General features: G+C 40.8%; 22 protein-coding genes and 1 pseudogene. 8 read left to right on the top strand and 15 right to left on the bottom strand.

Annotated elements, in window-relative coordinates:
- Positions 1-8: 8 nt before the first annotated feature.
- The 9 genes from V7L12_RS23210 to V7L12_RS23245 all read right to left on the bottom strand — a co-directional run bounded on the left by V7L12_RS23210 (position 9) and on the right by V7L12_RS23245 (position 7,329).
- Positions 9-320, bottom strand: coding sequence for a glycosyltransferase (locus V7L12_RS23210; RefSeq protein WP_335087906.1), 312 nt, complete (start codon positions 318-320; stop codon positions 9-11).
- Positions 321-440: 120 nt separating this feature from the next.
- The gene (locus V7L12_RS23215; protein ID WP_335087908.1) at positions 441-1,088 is read right to left on the bottom strand and encodes a class I SAM-dependent methyltransferase; all 648 of its coding nucleotides are present in this window, start codon (positions 1,086-1,088) and stop codon (positions 441-443) included.
- 32 nt (positions 1,089-1,120) lie between these two features.
- Positions 1,121-2,164: a glycosyltransferase family 4 protein gene (locus V7L12_RS23220; protein WP_335087910.1), complete on the bottom strand. Its 1,044-nt coding sequence runs from the start codon at positions 2,162-2,164 to the stop codon at positions 1,121-1,123.
- A 25-nt stretch (positions 2,165-2,189) separates the two neighbouring features.
- The gene (locus V7L12_RS23225; RefSeq protein WP_335087912.1) at positions 2,190-3,743 is read right to left on the bottom strand and encodes a class I SAM-dependent methyltransferase; all 1,554 of its coding nucleotides are present in this window, start codon (positions 3,741-3,743) and stop codon (positions 2,190-2,192) included.
- Between the two features lie 129 nt (positions 3,744-3,872).
- A complete protein-coding gene (locus V7L12_RS23230) occupies positions 3,873-5,171 on the bottom strand; it encodes an ABC transporter ATP-binding protein (RefSeq protein WP_335087914.1) in 1,299 nt (432 codons plus the stop codon).
- Between the two features lie 155 nt (positions 5,172-5,326).
- A complete protein-coding gene (locus V7L12_RS23235) occupies positions 5,327-6,172 on the bottom strand; it encodes an ABC transporter permease (RefSeq protein ID WP_335087916.1) in 846 nt (281 codons plus the stop codon).
- Positions 6,173-6,568: 396 nt separating this feature from the next.
- Entirely contained in the window at positions 6,569-6,691 is a 123-nt protein-coding gene (locus V7L12_RS33325) for a hypothetical protein (RefSeq protein WP_334820196.1), read from the bottom strand.
- A gap of 124 nt (positions 6,692-6,815) precedes the next feature.
- Positions 6,816-6,968, bottom strand: coding sequence for a hypothetical protein (locus tag V7L12_RS33330; protein ID WP_442947914.1), 153 nt, complete (start codon positions 6,966-6,968; stop codon positions 6,816-6,818).
- A 202-nt stretch (positions 6,969-7,170) separates the two neighbouring features.
- Positions 7,171-7,329, bottom strand: a complete 159-nt coding sequence (locus V7L12_RS23245; RefSeq protein ID WP_442947915.1) for a hypothetical protein — start codon at positions 7,327-7,329, stop codon at positions 7,171-7,173.
- Positions 7,330-7,486: 157 nt separating this feature from the next.
- Between V7L12_RS23245 and petP the strand changes: the two genes are divergently transcribed.
- The 4 genes from petP to V7L12_RS23265 all read left to right on the top strand — a co-directional run bounded on the left by petP (position 7,487) and on the right by V7L12_RS23265 (position 10,559).
- Positions 7,487-7,678, top strand: a complete 192-nt coding sequence (gene petP / locus V7L12_RS23250; protein WP_292777446.1) for a cytochrome b6f subunit PetP — start codon at positions 7,487-7,489, stop codon at positions 7,676-7,678.
- Positions 7,679-7,799: 121 nt separating this feature from the next.
- A complete protein-coding gene (locus V7L12_RS23255) occupies positions 7,800-8,900 on the top strand; it encodes a Get3/ArsA fold putative tail anchor-mediating ATPase NosAFP (RefSeq protein WP_335087918.1) in 1,101 nt (366 codons plus the stop codon).
- Positions 8,901-9,114: 214 nt separating this feature from the next.
- Positions 9,115-10,161: a chlorophyll synthase ChlG gene (gene chlG / locus V7L12_RS23260; protein WP_335087920.1), complete on the top strand. Its 1,047-nt coding sequence runs from the start codon at positions 9,115-9,117 to the stop codon at positions 10,159-10,161.
- Positions 10,162-10,271: 110 nt separating this feature from the next.
- Entirely contained in the window at positions 10,272-10,559 is a 288-nt protein-coding gene (locus V7L12_RS23265) for a hypothetical protein (protein ID WP_292865929.1), read from the top strand.
- Positions 10,560-10,681: 122 nt separating this feature from the next.
- Here V7L12_RS23265 and V7L12_RS23270 read toward each other — a convergent pair whose 3' ends face one another.
- The 4 genes from V7L12_RS23270 to V7L12_RS23285 form a co-directional block, all read right to left on the bottom strand.
- Positions 10,682-11,635 carry an MDR/zinc-dependent alcohol dehydrogenase-like family protein gene (locus V7L12_RS23270; protein WP_335087922.1) on the bottom strand — a complete coding sequence of 318 codons (954 nt, stop codon included), beginning with the start codon at positions 11,633-11,635 and terminating at the stop codon, positions 10,682-10,684.
- Between the two features lie 108 nt (positions 11,636-11,743).
- The gene (locus tag V7L12_RS23275; protein ID WP_335087924.1) at positions 11,744-12,316 is read right to left on the bottom strand and encodes a hypothetical protein; all 573 of its coding nucleotides are present in this window, start codon (positions 12,314-12,316) and stop codon (positions 11,744-11,746) included.
- 213 nt (positions 12,317-12,529) lie between these two features.
- Positions 12,530-13,336: an inositol monophosphatase family protein gene (locus tag V7L12_RS23280; RefSeq protein ID WP_335087926.1), complete on the bottom strand. Its 807-nt coding sequence runs from the start codon at positions 13,334-13,336 to the stop codon at positions 12,530-12,532.
- Positions 13,337-13,406: 70 nt separating this feature from the next.
- A complete protein-coding gene (locus tag V7L12_RS23285) occupies positions 13,407-14,840 on the bottom strand; it encodes a BCD family MFS transporter (RefSeq protein ID WP_335087928.1) in 1,434 nt (477 codons plus the stop codon).
- 275 nt (positions 14,841-15,115) lie between these two features.
- Here V7L12_RS23285 and V7L12_RS23290 point away from each other — a divergent pair.
- From V7L12_RS23290 to V7L12_RS23305, 4 genes and pseudogenes are all read left to right on the top strand, one after another.
- Positions 15,116-15,910, top strand: a pseudogene (locus V7L12_RS23290) (Rpn family recombination-promoting nuclease/putative transposase).
- Between the two features lie 223 nt (positions 15,911-16,133).
- Positions 16,134-16,559: a hypothetical protein gene (locus V7L12_RS23295; RefSeq protein WP_335087930.1), complete on the top strand. Its 426-nt coding sequence runs from the start codon at positions 16,134-16,136 to the stop codon at positions 16,557-16,559.
- 347 nt (positions 16,560-16,906) lie between these two features.
- The gene (locus tag V7L12_RS23300) at positions 16,907-17,131 is read left to right on the top strand and encodes a hypothetical protein (protein WP_335087932.1); all 225 of its coding nucleotides are present in this window, start codon (positions 16,907-16,909) and stop codon (positions 17,129-17,131) included.
- Between the two features lie 237 nt (positions 17,132-17,368).
- Positions 17,369-18,316 carry an aldo/keto reductase gene (locus V7L12_RS23305; RefSeq protein WP_335087934.1) on the top strand — a complete coding sequence of 316 codons (948 nt, stop codon included), beginning with the start codon at positions 17,369-17,371 and terminating at the stop codon, positions 18,314-18,316.
- Between the two features lie 10 nt (positions 18,317-18,326).
- On the opposite strand, the gene V7L12_RS23310 is transcribed toward V7L12_RS23305, so the two are convergent.
- A complete protein-coding gene (locus V7L12_RS23310) occupies positions 18,327-18,905 on the bottom strand; it encodes a Uma2 family endonuclease (protein ID WP_335087936.1) in 579 nt (192 codons plus the stop codon).
- A 222-nt stretch (positions 18,906-19,127) separates the two neighbouring features.
- Positions 19,128-20,657, bottom strand: coding sequence for a DEAD/DEAH box helicase (locus tag V7L12_RS23315; RefSeq protein ID WP_335087938.1), 1,530 nt, complete (start codon positions 20,655-20,657; stop codon positions 19,128-19,130).
- Positions 20,658-20,668: the final 11 nt, after the last annotated feature.

Raw genomic sequence — 20,668 nt, forward strand, 5'->3', positions numbered from 1 at the left:
GGAATTTGCTATAGGACATTTTCTAGAACATTATCCCACGATATGTTTAGCGTTCGGTATCTTTCTAGTCCTGCCATCCCCATTGCAACAGAACTTTGTTGATGAAAGTATAAATCATCAATGGCTTGTGCGATCGCCTCTGGTTGTGGGTTAATAACAAAAGCTGTTTCTTGGTCAATTACAAACTCTACTGCTGCTCCTGAATCATTGCAAGTAATTACTGGTTTAACAGCTAAGATTACCTCTAAGGTGACATAACCATAATCTTCCTCATAGGAACCAAAAAAAACACCTAGACAATGAGCATAGAAGCCGATCATTTATGTGTCTGAAAGCCTTCCTATCAAACTTAATTCTCTATCAAAGATTTTCAGATCCACCAAGATAAAATGAAACAATGCTAGAAGCTATAATGACTATTTGGATATTGATTCTAGAAATTATTTCTTTTGACAAGTCACTTCAAATAACCAATGGTCTTTTGTTTCAAACTTAATCTTGTTAAATCCAGCTTCTTCTAAATAATGCTCTAACAGAATCTGCGTGAAACCAGTCAAATGCCAATCGCCATTATAAGCTTGCGTTCCATACATACACTGAACTAATACTTTTTGCTCTTCGATAGATTGGTTTGATTTCCAGGAAAAAAGCTTAAGTAAACCAATCAAGTCAGGAACCCTAAGTTTCAGAATCCCTCCAGACTTAAGTAATCTTGACCATTCAGCTAATGCAGGCTCAGTGTCTAATCGAGGGAAATGTTCAAGGCAATCTTGAGCAATTATTTCTTCATAAAATTCTGACGGGAGCATATCTAGTTTTCTAATATCGGCTACCAAGTCTGGGTTATGAAAATCCTGGAAGTCAACATTTAAGTAAGCTGAACGAATATCAAATCCACACCCGATATTTAATTTACGTGGATATTGTAAGTAATCAAATTCACTAAGATTTTTATACTCAATCTTGTCTACACTAGTTTTTGGTAAAGTGTTAGACTGATAAACCACCTTCTTAATTCCGCTATTACTAGCATATAAGTTAGAGAAGTTAGCAATAATCTTGGAAGTAAAAGATTTGAGATTGTTCATACCCTTTCGCTGCCTTAAGTGTTTTTAAACAATTATTTATCTAGAAGCTTGTTTATGACATTCTCCCAGGATATGTTTAGCGCTCGGTATCTTTCCAGTCCTGCCATCCCCATTGCAACAGCACTTTGTTGATGAAAGTATAAATCATCAATGGCTTGTGCGATCGCCGCTGGTTCTGGGTTAACAACAAAACCTGTTTCTTGGTCAATTACAAACTCTACTGCTTCTCCTGAATCATTGCAAGTGATTACTGGTTTAGCAGCCAACATTGCTTCTAACGTGACATAACCATAATCTTCGTCATAGGAACCAAAAAAAACCCCCAGACAATGAGCATAGAAGCCGATCATTTCTGCGTCTGAAAGCCTTCCTATCAGACGCACTCGCTGATTAACATCTAGTTGATCAATCAGATTTTTCAAAGCCATCTTCTGTCCTCCATCTCCAGCCAGCAAGGCTACAACTGGAGATTTGACATACTTCATGGCTTTAATTAATAAATCTTGTCTTTTCAGTCCCTCTAACCTACTTGGAAAAAAAATGTACGGTTCTGCTGGCGCATTATAAAAATTAGTATCTAGCTTTGGTGGATGATAAAGAGTGATTGAACTAATTTTATTAAAATGCTGAAGACGCTTTGAAACTGTTTTTCCTATAGTAAAGAGTTTATGAAAACTTTTTAAGGCTTGGGTATCACGTTGAATAATATCTTGTCTAAGTGCCTTACCGTCAGATGTCGTTGATAAGCCTTCAGCAAAAGGAGTATCCCAAAGGTCATATACAGCCCGATGTTGATGAAGAATCCAAGCAACTTTATTAGGGTGCTGCAAGTAAAAGGTGGGAAACTTAAGACAAATGACCAAATCCATAGTGTAGCCATTCATATACTCAAAGTTCTCACTAGCCCAAATATCCATGCTGCGCTTAACTTCACTTATTGGAGCGAAACAAAAAGGCATGGATATCTCTTCCACTTGATGACCTGCTTCACGAATGGCTTTTACCAAACCATTTGTTAATATTTCTGCACCACCACGTATAAAAGGTATTTGAACTGTAATAACTCCTATTCTCATTCTTAAAAGTTGTAACTCCTAGTTTTTATGCCTTATAAGCTATTAGTACCATGTCGCGGGAAACCTTAACATATTCATTTAAATCATCAAATTTTATTTGTAATGAATTAACAAGATGCACTATTCCATCAGTTTGTTCAAAAAAATATGATTTACTATTAATTAGCCCTCTTGACTCGGCTAAAAAACTAATTGTATCAGGATGAATCGGATTTTTATGTGTGGGATCTCTGTAAAAATCTCCTGAGCCTACTAATATATTTCTAGTATTTGGTGTCTCAAAAACTACTAATCCACCTTGCTTCAGTACCCTGACTGCTTCATCAAATAACTGAACTAGCGTTTCAAATGGGAGATGCTCAATAATATGAAACCCCGTTACAGCACCCAAACTGCTATCAGGTAAAGCTCGTAAATGGGCAATAACATCTGCTTCTATCACCTCAAGTCCTCTAGAGCGACACTGCTCCAGCATTACTCTGTTGATATCTATACCCCTTGCTGTGTATCCCGACTCTCGCAGCAACTCTAACCATTCACCTCGTCCACAACCCACATCTAAAATAGGGGAGTTTAACCTACCAATTTTTGCTTCTTCAATCAAAGGTAAATATACTTTCAATCTATTAAGAATTTGCTCACGGCTACCTCGAAACTGGTCTTCAAAAGCAACGTAGAAGGCATCTAATAAATGTTGGTCTTCATTGAGAAAAGTATGCATTTGCTGTTGATTAAATGGTTGTGGCAACCGCCCCCGTGCTTCTTCTAAAAACAAGGCAATCATACGCTTCTGCTGCATTAAATCATTTTTGAGATAATTGTCGTTTCTGATATGGCGCTCATCCATTCCTTGAATATAAGTCTGAAAGTTGTTTAACTTTTCTTCAATATCAGTCATACAATTATTTGCAAATTCGTTAACGGTATTCAAACTATGATCTATACCTTGAAAACGAATATCCATAACATCTAAGCACTGATCTATTCCTTGGAAGTGACTATCAACATTAATCAAGCACTTATCTATTCCCTGGAAGTGACTATCAACGTTAAACAAGCGCTCATCTATTCCCCGGAAGTGACTATCAACGTTAACCAAGCGCTCATCTATTCCCTGAAAGTGACTATCAACGTTAACCAAGCGCTCATCTATTCTCTGGAAGTGACTATCAACATTAACCAAGCGCTCATCTATTTGCGTCTTTAAAGTATTAATTTGTTCTATTAGCTGGCGATTAACTGTTACAGACGCTTTCAAAGCAAGAATTAAATTTAAATTGACCTCTCTTTGATCTTTAAATAAAAAATTAATAAGTTTTAGAATGAATTTTTGTAGTTTTGAGCTGAACTTAAAAGGAAAGCGATTAAGTTTATCAGGCCACTTTGTGCGTGCACAAGCTCTAACTTCTGCATTTATAAGTAAAGATTCAATATATCCAATTTTTGAGATTAAATATGTTATATCTGCATGATTTTTTGTAGCTAATGGTTGAGAATATACTTGGCGTTTAGTTACCTCTTCGCGGATCTTTTGCATTAACTCATCGATATTAATTTCAGGGTTATTATAATCACGCATAGTTTAATTTACACAGTATATTAAAATATTACATTTATTAGATTATTAGCTCAAATTCAATTGCTATGAATCTATTTGTTTCAAATTAGCAATTTAAACTCATAATAAAAATTAGTTTTCTTTTACAAGTTAGCCCCCTATTGTGTGATTTACTGGAATATTAAATTCGACAGTTGCTCGCAAATCTACTAAGCCATCACAAGAAATACTGTTATTAACTTCCAATACTACTAGTTCATCGACCCAATCATAACTTAATCCTTCTTCAGAATGTATTCCCAGTGTAACTGTGTAAACTCCTTTATTCATATAACAGGGAATTTTAAACAATACTGTTAATTCCTGATTTTGATTTATTTCTGGTAGTTTAATGTTTAATAAATGAGTATTAATTCCATATATTACCAAACCCATTAAATTCCTAATTGAGATACCTACAATTAAGTCTGATAGTTCTGCTTTCGCTTGCAATAATACACTGATTTGGAATCTTTGTCCCGTTTCTAATTTTGCTATTTTTTTACCTTTTAAATCAATAAGTTGAACATTTTTAATAATAGCTAATTTATTGCCATGCCTATGTAAACTATCGTCTGGATTATTTTTGACAAAATCATCTATTAATTCAATATTATTTTGTTGAACTAATGTTCTATCTTCAGATTTATTATTTTCAATTTCTACTTGATTATCGTCTGAGCTTAATAAAGCAATATAATGATTTACAACCTCTTTAGGTCTACCTATTTCTAGCATTTTTCCATGATTCATCAATATTGCACTGTTACACAACATTTTGACGCTGCCAGAATCATGAGAAACAAATAAGATAGTCACTCCTTGTTCTTTAAGCTGACGAATACGCTTCATACAGCGAGCTTGGAATTTCGCATCTCCTACAGCCAAGGCTTCATCTACGATTAAAATACTCGGTTCTGTATTAGCAACTACTGCAAATGCTAGTCTTACTACCATGCCACTGGAATAGGTTTTTACGGGACGCTCAAGAAAATCGCCAATTTCAGCAAAAGAAGCAATTTTGTCAAACTTAGCTTGTATTTCTGCTCGGCTTAACCCTAAAACTTGTCCATTAAAAAATACATTTTGCCGTCCAGTAAACTCAGGATTAAACCCACTACCAAGTTCCAATAATGCTGAAACCCGACCATTTACGTACAATTTACCTATAGTTGGTGTCAGCGTTCCGGCAATAATTTGTAGCAGTGTACTTTTGCCAGAGCCGTTTTGACCAATGATGCCCACAGTGTCACCTTTAGGAACCTCTAGGCTAATATCCTGCAATGCCCAAAACTCCTGAGCGCGGCTTTTAGCAGGTAGCAAAAGTTCTTTTAGTCGATCTACTGGTCGAGCATACCGCTTATAGCACTTCGAGATATTCCTCAGCGAAATTGCAATCTCTTCACCCATATTACTGCACACTTACTATTAGTTCATCCAGACTGCACAACTATTATCAACTAATCAAACTTTCTACCCTTTTTTGAATCATAGCGCTATGGTGTACTGTATAGTTAGCCTTGCCATTAAGCTGATTTAAGATTCAATGGATCAGTAAAAATTCCTTACAAAACATCGGCAAACGCTGGACGTAAACGTTTATACACGGTAAAGCCGCAACAAAATATGACCGAGGCAATCATAGAAGCTACTCCCCATTCGCCCCAATGCTTCACCTCCCCAACTAAAACTATGTCACGATAAACTTCAGCGATCGCTGCCATTGGATTTAACCAGAATACCAAACTCTGCCACTGCTCTGGAATTGCTGATACTGGATAGACAAGCGGTGTTGCATAAAACCAAACATTTAAAATTACTACTAAAGTCTGCGGGATATCTCGCAAAAATACCGTTAGTCCTGCTGCTAAATAACCCAACCCTGCTGTCAGCAATAACTGCGTTAACCAAACCAAAGGTAATAGCGCCAAGGTAGCATGTAAAGTATGAGTATTTACCGCCACGAAAAAAATCAATGCCATTAAACCAAAGGAACTCTCAATGAATGTTGATAAAATTGGCACGAGCGGTAACAAACCTAGAGGAAATACAACCTTCTTGACTAAATTCGGCTGTCCTACGACTGAAGTAGCAGACTGTATCAACCCCCCCGAAAAAGCAATCCAGGGAAGCAAACCCGCAAATAGCCACAAACCAAAGGTGAAGTTATTTTCTGGCAAACTTTTGATACTCAACTTCACTCTTAGCACAATCGAAAACACATACGTGTAAATCAGTAATTGTGATAGCTGATTTAGTAAAGGCCACAAATTACCTAAAATAGAACCTTTATACCGTGCCTCTAAATCCCGACGTACCAAAGTTCTCAGCAAGTCAAACTTTGCCCAAAACCTTTCATTTATCGGCAGTATGCGCCTTAGACTCTCTGTTTTCCGTACAAATCCTCGCATTGTTCGTAACAATTCCCCTTCCTCGCTCACTACTTACACACCCAATTTTTTCTATAAATCTTTATAGCGATGAAAGTACTCTTGTCTTCCTTGAAGAATACATCATTACTAAAAAATATTACCTAAATTGTCTTGGAGATTATACAATAAATCTGCTATTGGTAAGTGTATTTTTACTTAAATCTAATTATGTCGGCAAGACTGCTTTCTTTGTTAAGGATGCAAATGTTTGCTTAACTCAAGTTATCTGGAGCAACTCCTTGCGAGCGCAAATACTCTACTAATAATTTATCAGCCTGTTAGTGTTCTTGTTGTAATGGTTCATCGTCTGAATTGGAATATTCAATCAATGTTAGGATTGGCTATTTTGATGTTTTTAGTCATAGCTACCTTTTCCTAGGGTAGGTTGTTTGGATCAATTCCTTGCGATCGCAAATATTCTGCCAATCGCTCTGCCCGTTGATATTCTTGTTCAGCCCGTTGGCGCTCTTGTTGTGCTTGTTCTCTTCGCGTCGGCATCTAACCTGTTGCATTATACCAACACAACCACAAACCTGTTGTCTGCTGATAAGAACCTTGCCAAAGACCTAATCCTAGTTATAACTCTTGCAACCGGTTCAAATCGCTAGCAAGTAAAATTTCTTCAGATGAATAAATTGACAAGTCCACTGAGCAAGTCCGCCTGAATGCGGTGAAATTCATCTGGCAAACCTAATTTCCCTACCAATTTACTTGGTAAATCATACATCGTAGGCATTGTTTCTTGTGGCGAACGGCGTGGATCTGTTTGATACATGACTACTACCTTTGTTGCTTAACTCAACCTATCTGGATATAACTCTTAGCGATCGCAATTGTGCTTCCGATGCCTGTCGTTGCGCACAATAGCAATTTCCTTTGGTGGAACTACGCGATCGCTATTTCGGTGTCTTTGACCAAAAAAAAGTCTAAACCGTGAAAATCTCGATTTCGCAGTTGCTGACGGCTAAAATAGATAGTTAGATTCGCACATCATTACAGTCATGCCAGAGCCACTCAAGGGAAGTTACTACCAGCAGTAGCTGCATATACAACGAAATTTCCATCTCCGGCTCATCACTTAACAACCGAGCTGCATCAGGCATTTGCTGTTTTAGCTGTTGCGCTGTGACAAACATGGGTATGTACCTGTTTGGTTGTTGATTTAATTTTAAGCTGTTAAGTCAGGAGTTAGGAGTTATTCTTTCTCATCTCCCCCATCTCCACTGAATTTATGAAAGCAGAGTCACGGATTCCGCTACACTGAGACTTGGTTTATCTGAATTGTAATCAGGCATGGAAATCGGACAAAAGGTTAAAGTCTTTCGTTTGCGCGATCGCGTTTCTCCACCAGTTGTAAAAAAACTCGGACAAGTGGGTATTATCCAAGGCTACAAAGTCACCGATGGTGCTGGGATCGGTGTAGTGGTGCTGTTTGACGATAATTATTCCACTTGGTTTTTTGAAGATGAAATCAAACCTGTGTAGTAGTGAAAGAACTTAGATCCGGATTTTTCTTGGCATCTGAAATTTCAAGCACAGGTTGAGAGTCTTTGTTGAATGTTAAGTTGGAGTTGAAAAGCTCGGCGGTGAAAATAGGAATCAAGTAATGGCTCTAATATTGACATTTTTGGGCAAAGGCGGCACCGCTCGTACCAAAATTGCGATCGCCGCCGCCAAATTATTGGCAAGTCAAGGCAAGCGCGTACTTCTAGCAGGACAAGCAGAACCAACGTTGCAAATCCTGCTGGGTAGTCCCATTGCTGCCGATCCCCAGGAAATCGCTCCCAATTTGCAAGTAGTCCAGTTTCAAGCATCTGTACTGCTAGAACGCAACTGGGACGAAGTGAAGAAACTTGAGGCGCAATATCTCCGTACGCCCATCTTCAAAGACGTTTTTGGTCAAGAACTGGTAGTATTGCCGGGGATGGACAACGCCCTAGCACTGAATGCTATCCGCGAATATGATGCTAGTGGCAAATATGATGCGATCGTCTACGATGGCACGGGCGACTCTTTAACGCTGCGAACGTTGGGTTTGCCAGAATCTCTGAGTTGGTACATCCGGCGATTTCGGCAATTATTTGTCAACTCCGATTTGGGGAAAATGATTACTGAATCACCCTTGATTCAGCCGCTGATTAGCAGTTTTTTCAATATCAACTGGACAGCAGATAACTTTGCAGGGCCCACTAACCAAGTCAATAATTTCTTAGAAAAGGGGAGAGCCGCTCTTGCCGATCCCAAGCGTCTCGTTGCTTTCTTAGTGACTACAAAAGATCCGATTGAAGTAGCAAATGCTCGTTATTTATGGGGTAGCGCTCAACAAATCGGTTTAACTGTCGGTGGTGTTCTGCTTGTGTCTACCGAGACAAATGTCAATCTGTCAGAGGAATTTATACCCCTACCTGTGAGTGTTGTTCCCGACTCGCCCACAGGTGACTGGCAACCACTGATAGACGCTCTACCCAACTTTGAAGCACAAGCTTTACAGGCTCCCAAACCAATTGAAATAGACATCCACAATCGTCAAGTACGCTTATTCTTGCCAGGATTTGACAAAAAGCAGGTCAAGCTTACCCAATATGGGCCAGAAGTCACGATAGAAGCAGGAGATCAGCGGCGCAATATTCCCTTACCCCCGGCTCTGAGTGGTAGACCCGTTGTTGGAGCAAAGTTTCAGAATAATTATTTGATAATTTCGTTTTAATTTATGGGAATGGGGAGTGGGGAGTGGGGACTGGGTACTGGGGACGGGAAATAGGGAAGAAACTTAATCACCAATGCCCAATGACCCATGCCCAATGACGCCAGTTGCTTCAACGGATAGCGCAGCGTTAGCGAGTACTCGAGCGTCGGGAACCTCCGCAACGCACTAGCTCCCCAATGCCCAATGCCCAATTCCCAATTAATTAGTAAAAATTATGTCAGAATCAACTCCCATTACCCCAGACCCGAACCCATCTGAAGCACTAGACTTAGTGGCAAATAATGCCAATCAGCAAGCGAACGCATCTGCCGATCGCAGTGCGAAAACTAGGCAGATGTTGGGGATGAAAGGTGCAGCGTCTGGCGAAACTTCGATTTGGAAAATTCGTTTGCAGCTAATGAAGCCGATCACCTGGATTCCCCTAATTTGGGGCGTAGTCTGTGGTGCGGCTTCTTCTGGTAACTATACTTGGACGCTGGAAAATGTGTTGAAGGTAGCAGCCTGTATGTTACTGGCTGGGCCATTGATGACAGGTTACACCCAAATCCTCAATGATTACTACGATCGCGAAATCGATGCCATCAATGAACCTTATCGCCCTATTCCCTCTGGGGCAATTGCCCTACCCCAGGTAATTATTCAGATTTGGGTATTACTGATTGCTGGTATTGGTTTGGCATTTTTGCTGGATGTGTGGTCTGGTCATGAATTCCCGACAATTACAGCGATCGCAATTATCGGTACTTTCATCGCCTACATTTATTCTGCACCTCCCCTGAAACTCAAACAAAACGGCTGGCTAGGCAGCTACGCCTTGGGTGCAAGCTATATTACCCTACCTTGGTCTACAGGACACGCTTTGTTTGGGGAACTCAATTCCACAATTGTGATTTTGACAATGTTCTACAGCTTGGCTGGATTGGGTATTGCCATTGTCAATGATTTTAAAAGTGTAGAAGGCGATCGCCAGTTAGGATTAAATTCATTACCCGTAATGTTTGGCATCACCACCGCAGCATGGATTTGTGTAGTGACAATTGATGTCTTTCAAGGATTGATTGCAGCTTATCTCGTCAGCATCCACGAGAATTTGTATGCAGCAATACTAGTACTGTTAATTATCCCGCAAATCACCTTGCAGGATATGTATTTCCTACGCGACCCTGTGAAGAATGATGTTAAGTACCAAGCCAGCGCCCAACCTTTCCTGGTTCTGGGAATGCTGGTAACAGGTTTAGCACTAGGTCATGCTGGCGTTTAACTTATATTTTTATAAAGAAAAAGTTAGGAATTAAGAGTAAAGGCAGAGACGCTCCGCCTCCGGTTAAGAGAGAATATACTTTTAACTCCTAATTTGTATTAGGACATACTGTGTTAGAACTGATGTCTTTTCTTCTTCATGGGATTCAACCTTTATTAGTCCCGATTTGCTTTATCGTTGCTTGGACTGTAACTATTCTCGCCGTTTTGAGTCTCTGGTCGGCGGCGCGAGATAGTGTAACTACAGCCAAGCAAATGCATCAAATACCCTGTACTGGCTGTCAATTTTTTACCGATAATTACCGTCTTAAATGCACTGTACGTCCATCTATTGCCAATACAGAAGAAGCGATCAATTGTTCTGACTATCAACCGAAGACGAATCCTTATCTGTATTAGGGACTGGGGACTGGGCACTGGGAACTGGTGGAGATGAGGAAGACAAGAGGACAAGAGGAATAACCCATGCCCAATGACAAATGACAAATGACAAATAACAAATGACAAATGACAAATGACAATTAACTAATCTCTAATAATACCTTTAAAACACCCCGACTCTGAGCGTGTTCAAAAGCTGCAAGCCCTTCAATAAGAGGGTAGGTGGCATGAATCAGGGGTTGCACGTCAACTTTTCCTGTGGCTAGTAACTGGAGGGCTGGAGCAAAGGGGCCACAACGGGAGCCGATGAGGGTGATTTCATCCACTACTAAAGAAGAAGCATCTAGGCTGAGGTTGCCAGCATAAGTACTTTTCAGTACAAGAGTACCACGGGGACGTAGGGCGCGGCGGGCGATCGCAAATCCTTCTGGGTTCCCGGTGCATTCTACTGAGATATCAAAATATCCATCTGTAACAGCGTCGGCTAGACTTGTTTTTATCCCCCGTGCCTCTAAGTTAGCCAGTTTATCTCGATGACGCCCCACAGCTAAGAGTTCACAGCTAGTTAGGGCTAGTGTCTGGGCTACCAACTGCCCTAGTTTACCATCTCCAACCACTAGCACCCGATCGTTTGGATGCAATGGCACTTGCTGCTGAATTTCCAAAGCTGCTGCTAAAGGTTCGGTAAATGTTGCTACTTCTGTCGGCACATTCTCAGGTACGGGATGCAGGTTCTGCACCGGCAAACAGAGATATTCACTAAAAGCTCCGTTGCGATTGACAATACCAAGAACCGTACGATTTTCGCAGTGAGTTGGTTGTCCACTACGACAAAACCGACAATGCCCACACACAGCGTTGATTTCTCCAACTACGCGCTGGTTCACTAAGTGTTGTGGCCCTTGTTCAACGATGCCAACAAATTCATGCCCCAAAATACCAGTGTAAGGATAGTAGCCTCTGAGTAGTTCCAGGTCAGTGTTACAGATACCTGCACGCAAGACGCGTACCAAGGCTTCTCCCTGTGGTGGTTCAGGAACGGGAATATCTGTACGTAATTGCAACTGGTTGTTTTCGAGCCAAAGTCCTTTCATTTTTCTTCACGTCCTTTGCCTAATTATGTTGTCACAGCACTTTGATAAATTTTTATAAATATTTATAAATATATATACGAGTGTACATCTGTACTCTTACAATCACACCTATATCTCTGTAGAAGGTATTTCTTTAATTCTAGTTACATCAACTTTGCTTAACCAAGTAACTAAGTCGTCTGAGCCAAGTGCAATCTCACTTCCCAAGGTTTTGATATAGAGAAGTCCATCACTAATAATTAAATCTCTAATTGGATACCATGAATCTCGTGTTCTAATCAGAAGTTCCAACGGAATCCCTGGTCTGGAAGTATACTTGCAATATTTCCACCAAGCTCGCCATAGAATGACACATTTAGTACAATTCATCTGATAACCTTTGGGAACTTCGCAGTATTGATACTGATAGAAACCCCGACTATCTACTTCTCCTTTGAGGATATAACTATATTCTGCTAATGCCTGATTTATCAATTCCCACTGGGTTGATTTTGGAGAAATCGAGAATTCAGATTGGATGTTAGATAGTTGAGCAGTGGCAATTACGCCTTCGGATTTTGCTGTCAGTTGGTTGGTTTTATACACTGTTTGCGCTGTCAAAACAGGATTTGACAACAAAACGTCTTTTTTCTGAATAGAGTTTTGTACAAACTCTCGAATTAAATCTAGATTAGACAACATAAAATTTTTTATACTAAATTAACCAGTGTGATGAAAGCCACAACACTACTTAAATTAATAACTACACTGTGGTGCTTACATTAGGATTATTACCAGCTTTATTTATACTCAATTCTTTGTTTGACTAGGGTTTTGTTAAGTTTAATGTCGGGTATGCTATTGTCCACTAGGCTGGTTGAGAAAATCACTATTTACAGGTGGATGAGCTGCAAATTAAATTTTTATGCCTTCGAGAAAAGGTTGAAATACCGAAACTAATTCGGGACGACTAACTACAAGGGTGGGAAAAGAGCGATCGCTATAATCTTCTCCGGGTGACAATGGAAACGGCTCTGATTTCAGCGATGACCAGACCCCACCAGCAGCCTGGACAATTACCCAAGCCCCGGCTAAGTCCCAAACTTTTGGTGTCGCCTCAATACCACCGAGAGTAGCCCCAGTGGCAACTGTCAAAAAGTTATAGCTAGCCACACCCAACATCCGAATTTTGCAGGGAAAGCCGTTCTGGATAACTGCGGTGCTGCGGGAACAGAGGTTAAAAAAGTGATTGTTGCTGGGACTATCTATACTAGTGTGGATGGGGTGGTTGTTGAGAAATGCTCCTGTTGGTGTTTCTAAACCAGATGAACCTGCCCAGAAACCATGAAAAGCTTGATTCAAGGTTGGTGCGTAAACATAACCAAAAATGGGTGTGCCTCGATACAGTAAACCCAGAGAAATTGTCCAGATGGGAATGCCGCGTGTGAAGTTGGTTGTACCATCTAGAGGGTCAATTACCCAGCACCACTCCGTACCGGGAAATGACTTATCGCTCTCTTCGCTCAAAATGCCGTAGCCAAGAAAACTAGAAGCGATCGCATCCCGAATTTCCTGATCTGCCCATTTATCTGCTTGCGTCACCAAACTACCATCAGCTTTTTGGTCAGCCTGTACTTGTCCAAAATCTTGCATTAGCTGCTTGCCCACTCTGGTAGTGGTAGTTTGGGCAAAATCAAGAATTGTTGTCCAAAAATCATTCATTGGTTATTAGTCATTTGTCATTTGTCATTTGCCCCATGCCCCATGCCCCATGCCCCATGCCCTATACAGTTTAATCTAAATCGCTTTCTAAAACAGATGCGATCGCTTGCTTGGTACTGGTTTGAAATTCTGTGACGTTCACCCGATTCAGAAACCAAATTGACAGTACCATTCCCACAGCTTCTAGAGCAAATACTAGTCCATAAGCTAACTCTAGGCTAGGTAGCAGTTTGCGCCCCACATCCAAAACTGTACCTCCGATTACTACCGCCACACCTCTAGAGAGTGACTGCGCTAACCCCCATGCCCCAATAAACGTACCTGCGGCTTCTGCTGCTGTGAGATCCAACATCAAGCTAATTGCTGCCGTTGTTAAGAAACCTGTGGCTAAACCGAACAATACCAAACCTAGTTTGAGAACTGCTGCATTAGCTGTGAATCCTGATATACCTAGCAATATTGAACAGAATGCTACCAACATACAGCCTAGACGTGCAGTTCTGCGTTTACCCAAACGCGGGACAATGTAAAAGCCAGTAACCCCGTAGGCAATCAGTAGACCCGTTCCATAAAAAATATTTAATTTGGTACTTTCTGCTAGGGGCATTTTAAACACTTGACCGGCATAAGGTTCCAAAATCGGGTCTTGCATAAACAAACTGATAGTCATCACCAATAAAAAGGTGAAAAATATACCTGTTTGTGGGCTAGCTGTCAATATTTTCCAAGCATTGCCTAGAGTAATGCTGTCTTCCCGGTTCACTAGTGTGGAACGAGTTGAGTATTGGGAGTACTTTTTTTCTACGCCCAATGTCGCTGCGATCGCTAAACCAAATACAATTGCTGGGACGATAGTAAACAATCTGTTGATTGCTGGCTGCAAGGTTTCTACGGTTGCTTCTGGCGTTAACTGTTTCAGCAAGCTGGCACTAATAATTGCCCCAACAATAATCCCCACCATTAGCATCGACCAAACCACACCGACTACTTTAGAACGGTTATCTTCTTCAGATATATCCACCAACAAAGCAGCAAAGGCAGTACCGCTAGCACAAATTCCTAGACCATACACAGCGAAAACTAAAGCTAAAAGACCTGTCCAGCCTATTGTTTGGGTTGTCCATACCCAAGTACCTGCACTATTTCCAGCAACATTCATCTGCCACATTACTTGTACAGCTAAAAATGCTGCGATCGCAAATATTGCCGCACCCACCCAAACATAAGCTGTACGGTGGTATCCCCATAACGGCTTGGCATCGGAAATCTGGCCGAACCAGACACGGGAAGGAGCAACAAATAAGGGTAGTGCTAGAACTATTGATACTAGCGTCGCCGGAATTGCTATTTCTTGAATCATGACTCTGTTGAGTACCCCCAGAGTCAAAATGGACATCATGCTCAACCCCATTTGAAATAAACCCAGCCGAAACATGGTCAGTAGGTTTACCCTTGGCACAGATAGGGATTTTGTTTTGGTATCAAATACTTCACCACTTGCCATAGCTACTTTTCTGTATGGTTTATAAAATTTAATCTCTCTCTCTTTAAATAAAGATAAACCCTACCCGCTCCAAATCAGTGGACGAAAAGTGGAAGTTGCGATGGCGTTCCGCCCGCCAGAGGCAATCGCACTTCTTTGGCAAGGAATTATACACCTTGATTAGCGTATGCTTCAGCCGGGTTAGGATTAATTTTTATGGCTTGGTTGTAATCTGCGATCAGATAACGAGAGAATTTTAGGATGAAGTAGTGAAACGAGATTCCATTTACTATTAAATTTTTAAGCGCTTTCCTGGGTTACTCTTTGAACTAGTTGATAATCCTCCTCTGTAAGGGCAAAACTATCGATTTGAATCAGTTGAAGTCAAAGAAACCGCTTTTCGCATGGATGGTGTGTTTTTACCTCCAGAGGATGCAACATCCAGAGTGATATTTTTTGCTGAAGTTCAATTCCAAAAAGATGAAGCCCTCTACCATCGGTTCTTTACCGAATCGCTGATGTACCTGAACCGAAATCGTTTTCAGTACGATGACTGGTTCTGTGTGGTAATTTTTTCATCACGCTCTTTGGAACCAAGCGACAAAAAAACTCATCGAATATTTCTCAACAGCGACCAAGTGCAGCGAATCTATTTAGATGAGTTAGGCGCGACTAATCAGCAGCCAATAGGCATCAACTTGATGCAGTTGACTGTAGCATCGGATGAAGTGATGGCACAGCAAGCTCGTCTATTGATTGAGCGGGTAAAATTAGAGGAAACGGACACACTGCCGCAAAACGAAATAATAGATATCATCACCACAATCGCCGTTTATAAGTTTTCTTCGTTGAGTAGAGAGGAAGTTGAAGCTATGCTGGGACTGACTTTGGAGCAAACAAGGGTTTATCAAGAAGCCAAAGCCGAAGGTCGAGAAGAAGGTCGAGAAGAGGGTCGAGAAGAACGGGAAGCTGAAATGTTGAAACTTACCGTACCTCTGTTACTAAAAACAGGGATGAGTGTGGAGCAGATTGCTCAACAACTCAATGTTGATATAGAAGCTGTCGAGATTGCCGCACAGTCAACCACATAGAATGGACATTTAATTAATTACTAATAACGCTGCATTTATTATCAATGGTAGGCAAAGTCCAGTAATATCAAAGGTTGTGAGAGCCTCTTCTTCGCATCTTTTTAGGAAGTCAAGGGGTGGCTAACAGATGAGAAAATCTTTGAATCTAATCTAAACTTACAACTACTAATCTCTTTAGTTGGGTATTCTAGAAATTCGTCAACGGGATCAGAAACTCAAAAAGATGGATAATACCCTTAAAAAATTAATCAAACAGCTTCATACTAAACGTTTATCTGATGATGTAGCTAATGAAATAATCAAACTTGGTAAACCTGTATTTGATTATCTATTAGCAAAAATAGATGACCCAAGACTCACTGAATATCAAGTTATAAATTTACTGCGTATTTTATATCAAATGAAATATCATAATATTACACAATTCGTTAATAAACTTTTATCCATTACTCAAGATAAAAGAATTGATGTGCGCTCAACGGCATCATTTTTGTTAATTTGTTTATTTCGGATAAAAAAAGAATTTCCTGAGTTAAACATTCCCTTACAACGAGAAGTGATAGCACAATTTCTTCACAAGTCTTTAGCAATGGAACTACATCAAACGATTGGACAACAAGTAGAAAGTTTTATTCAAGATAAGATTTAATTTAAGAGCTAATTTATTTACTTGAATTAATAGTAGCAAAACTGGAAACCTGATGACAAAGACAGAGTAATGTTGTTTGTTAAGGTTTAGCAACATTGAGGCGAAAGGGCAGTAAATAAACAATCAAGCAATTGACATGAAAAAATTTTAAATTAAATTTAATAGTAATACTTACTAAAGTTATGATATTGCGCTGTAACTTGATCAAACGCAATCAAGCTACATAAAAATATCAATGTGAAAATGTGGTTTTAACTACGCTATTCCATTGAATTAGTAAGATAAACTTGCCGTATGTATGTCCTCAAACTACTTACCTTCATCTAGTTACAAAAAAGGCATAAGCAATGAGTAAAGAAGCAGTCAAAGTAATATTATGGGAAGAAAATCAAAAAGATTTTCTAAAAAAGCTCTATGATCTCCAATTTGCTCCCAGAGTAGGAGAGGAAGTTTACCTAAAAAAGGAAAGATGGAAAGTAACCAGAGTTGAGCATGATGTAGAAATTAGTGAGATTAATGTCTACATGGAATTAATCAAAAAAGCCAAACAGGATAAATCATCTAATTCATAAATACAAGTAAATAACACTCAACTATTATTAAAGGGAGGTTATTAGCCTCCCTTGATTCTGAGAATAGATATATTGTCAGGTGTAATTTGTAAATCTTTATGCAAGCCGCGATGTCTACGACGGGTTACGCCTACGCAACACAAGATTTGCAGCCAAGTGGTGGCGATCGCACCGTATTTTGTCTATAACGATACACTATAAAAGTAAAGAAATGTAAATAAATTAAATTTTGCAACCGTGGAAAACATCACATTGGGGCAAAATGGCCCAGCTGTTACACCTTTGTGCATAGGCACTTGGGCTTGGGGTGATAAACTATTTTGGAATTATGGCGATCGCTATGGGCCAGAAGAGTTACAAGAGGCCTTCACAGCAGCCTTAGAAGCTGGTATTACCTTCTTTGATACTGCTGAAGTCTACGGAATGGGAAAGAGCGAGAAATTTTTAGGACAATTTCTGCAACAGACACAACAACCTGTGCAAATCGCTACAAAATTTGGCCCCCTACCGTGGCGATTTACAGCCCAATCCGTCTCAGATGCTTTAACAGCCAGCCTCAAACGCTTGCAATTAGAACGAATCGCCCTGTATCAAGTTCATTGGCCTTTTGCCTTCTTTTTAAGCCAAGAAACTTTGATGAATGCCCTAGCGGATGAAGTGAAGCGGGGCAGAATTGCCGCAGTCGGTGTGAGTAATTACTCAGCAGAGCAAATGCGAGACGCACATCAAATATTGGCGACCCGTGGAGTGCCTTTGGCTGTAAATCAAGTGCGCTATTCTTTACTCAGTCGTCAAATTGAAAGCAAAGGTATTATCACAACTGCCCGTGAGTTGGGTGTGACTATCTTGGCTTATAGCCCTTTAGCACAGGGATTACTTACAGGAAAGTACAGTATTGATAGTGCTGAAACCCCCACTGGTGCGAGGAAAATAGACCCACGATTTAAAAAAGAAGGTCTGCAAAAAATTGCCCCAGTTATATCTTTGCTACGCAACTTCGGGGAAAAATACGATCGCACTCCTGCTCAAGTTGCTCTCAACTGGTTAATTGCTCAAGGGAATGTTATTCCTATTGCTGGGGTGAAGACAGCCGAACAGGTGCGGCAGAATGCTGGTGCTTTGGACTGGAGATTGAGCGACGATGAAATTGGAGAATTAGAACAAGTTAGTCGTCTTTGGCTGTAGTATTTCTAAACTACTCAAACACAGGCGGCCAAAGTTCTGACACTACTAGCTCCCAACCTGGTAATAAGTCTGGTAGTGTCAGTTTGTTATTATCCTGCAAGAGAATTGGTTCTTGGTTGAGTCGATAAACGGTGAGCGTCAATTTGTCAGGATCAATTAGGATACCAACTGTACATCCAAGTTGTAGAAATAGCTGAATCTTTTCTACCAATGGTTTGATGTGGTCTGACTTAGATTTTATCTCTACCATCAAGTCAGGCACTAGTTCCACAAAGTCACGCTTGCTTGTTTTTAATCTATCAGCACGAACAAAAGATACATCGGGAGCGCGGAGATTTCGTTTTTCATTATCAGCTTCTTTCCCGTTTTCAGTTTCTAATGTAGGCAAAATAAAACCAGCGCTAGAACCAGTCACCCGTCCTAGCCTCTGTGGGCGTACCCAGTTGCCAAGTAATCTAACTAACTCAGCGCCTATTTCCTCTGACTCATAATCTGATGGCCCCATAACAATTATATTTCCGTCTACCAGCTCCATCTGCCATTCTGGATGCTCTGCTTGTAGTTGCTCTAAGTCTGGGATAGTGAACATAAGACCACGAAGAATGCATCTTTAATTTATCTTCCTACAAACGGGTAGAAGAAATTATCCAAAAAGCCAAAAAGTCAAGAGCTAAAGCCAAAATCTTGACTGGAGGCGGAGCGTCTCCGGCTCCGCTCTTAACTCTCAACTCTCAATTTTATATTTGGATTTTGGATTGCAGAAAAAATCTAAAAATCTAAAATCCAAAATTGATTAACTTCTAACTGTTGACTAAGAAGCTGATTCTCTAGCTGTAGGTGAACCTATCTTTTTACTAGGAGATACAGAAGAATCCTGCCCACTTGTCCGCAGTTTTGGCTTGGGAGAAGAATGTCTTTCTTCACCATTGTTGCTATCTGATTTCCATGCAGAACGGGGACGATCGCTGGAAGATTCACGACGTTTGCCGAGTCTTGGTTTGGGAGCAGAAGATTCCTCTTGGGGAATTTCCACGTCTGAACTCAACCAAGCGGGACGAGTTTGATCGTAAGCGATTTGCAGTGCAGCTGCGGCGATCGCTTGAGCATCGTATTCTTCAATTAGTTCGCTAACAATTGGTAAGAATGAAGCCAAACGCTCACCTGTCAAAGCTTCCCGCACCTGCTCTTGCAATTTCAGGATGTGTCGCGCTTCAATCTGGGCGCGTGTAGGAATGGTCAGCAATTGCCAACTTTGGCGGTTATGACGTTCAAATGTTTGCTGTTTGCGCCGTTCAAATGGTTGTACTAAAGAAATCGCTGTTCCTTCTTTACCAGCACGACCAGTACGACCAATGCGATGGACGTAAGTTTCTACGCTATCGGGTAAGTCGTAGTTGATCACATGGGAGAGTTGATCGACATCTAACCCTCGGGCTGCAATATCAGTTGCTACCACCCAGCGAACTTGACGGTTACGGAATCTGACTAATAACCGTTCCCGTGCTTGTTGAGACAAGTCACCGTGGTATTCATCGACACTGTGACCAGCCCCTTGTAACTGACTGGTGAGTTCTGCGGCTGTGCGTCTGGTGCGGACAAAGATTAAAGCTGTTTCTGGATCTTCCATTTCCAGAATTGGCTGTAAAGCTTTGGCTTTTGTCCAGTGGCGAGGGATCAGGTAAGCTACCTGATTAATCTTGTTAGGAGCAGCTTTTGGTTGCTCAACAGTGACAGTTGCAGGCGATCGCAAGAACTTGTTCACCAACATCCGAATCGATGGTGGCATTGTTGCCGAGAATAAAGCTGTTTGGCGATCTACGGGCGCTTGCGAGAGGATTTTTATCACATCGTCGATAAAGCCCATGCTCAACATTTCATCAGCTTCATCCAATACAAACCACTTGACTTGATCGAGCTTTAAACAGCCGCGATCGAGCAAATCGATCACCCGTCCTGGAGTACCCACGACCATGTGAACGCCACGTTTGAGTTGTAACATTTGACGGTCAATTGATTGACCACCGTAGATTGCTAACACCCGCAATCCTTCATTACCGATGAATTGGGCGATCGCATCGTGAACTTGCATCGCTAATTCACGAGTTGGTGTTAAAACTATGGCTTGCACGGCTCTTTGATTAATATCTAGCCGTTCTAAAATTGGCAGTGAAAATGCTGCCGTTTTGCCTGTTCCAGTTTGAGATTGACCTACCACATCACGACCGACTAGCAATTGGGGAATTGCTTGCACTTGAATGTTGGTTGGTTCGGTAAAACCAATTTTTTCTAGTTGTTCGACACGTTCTTGGGAAATGCCTAATTCTTGAAATGAAAGAGTCATTAATTCGTCCT

Origin of the sequence: Nostoc sp. (assembly GCF_036918245.1) — a bacterium.
Classification (GTDB): domain Bacteria; phylum Cyanobacteriota; class Cyanobacteriia; order Cyanobacteriales; family Nostocaceae; genus Nostoc.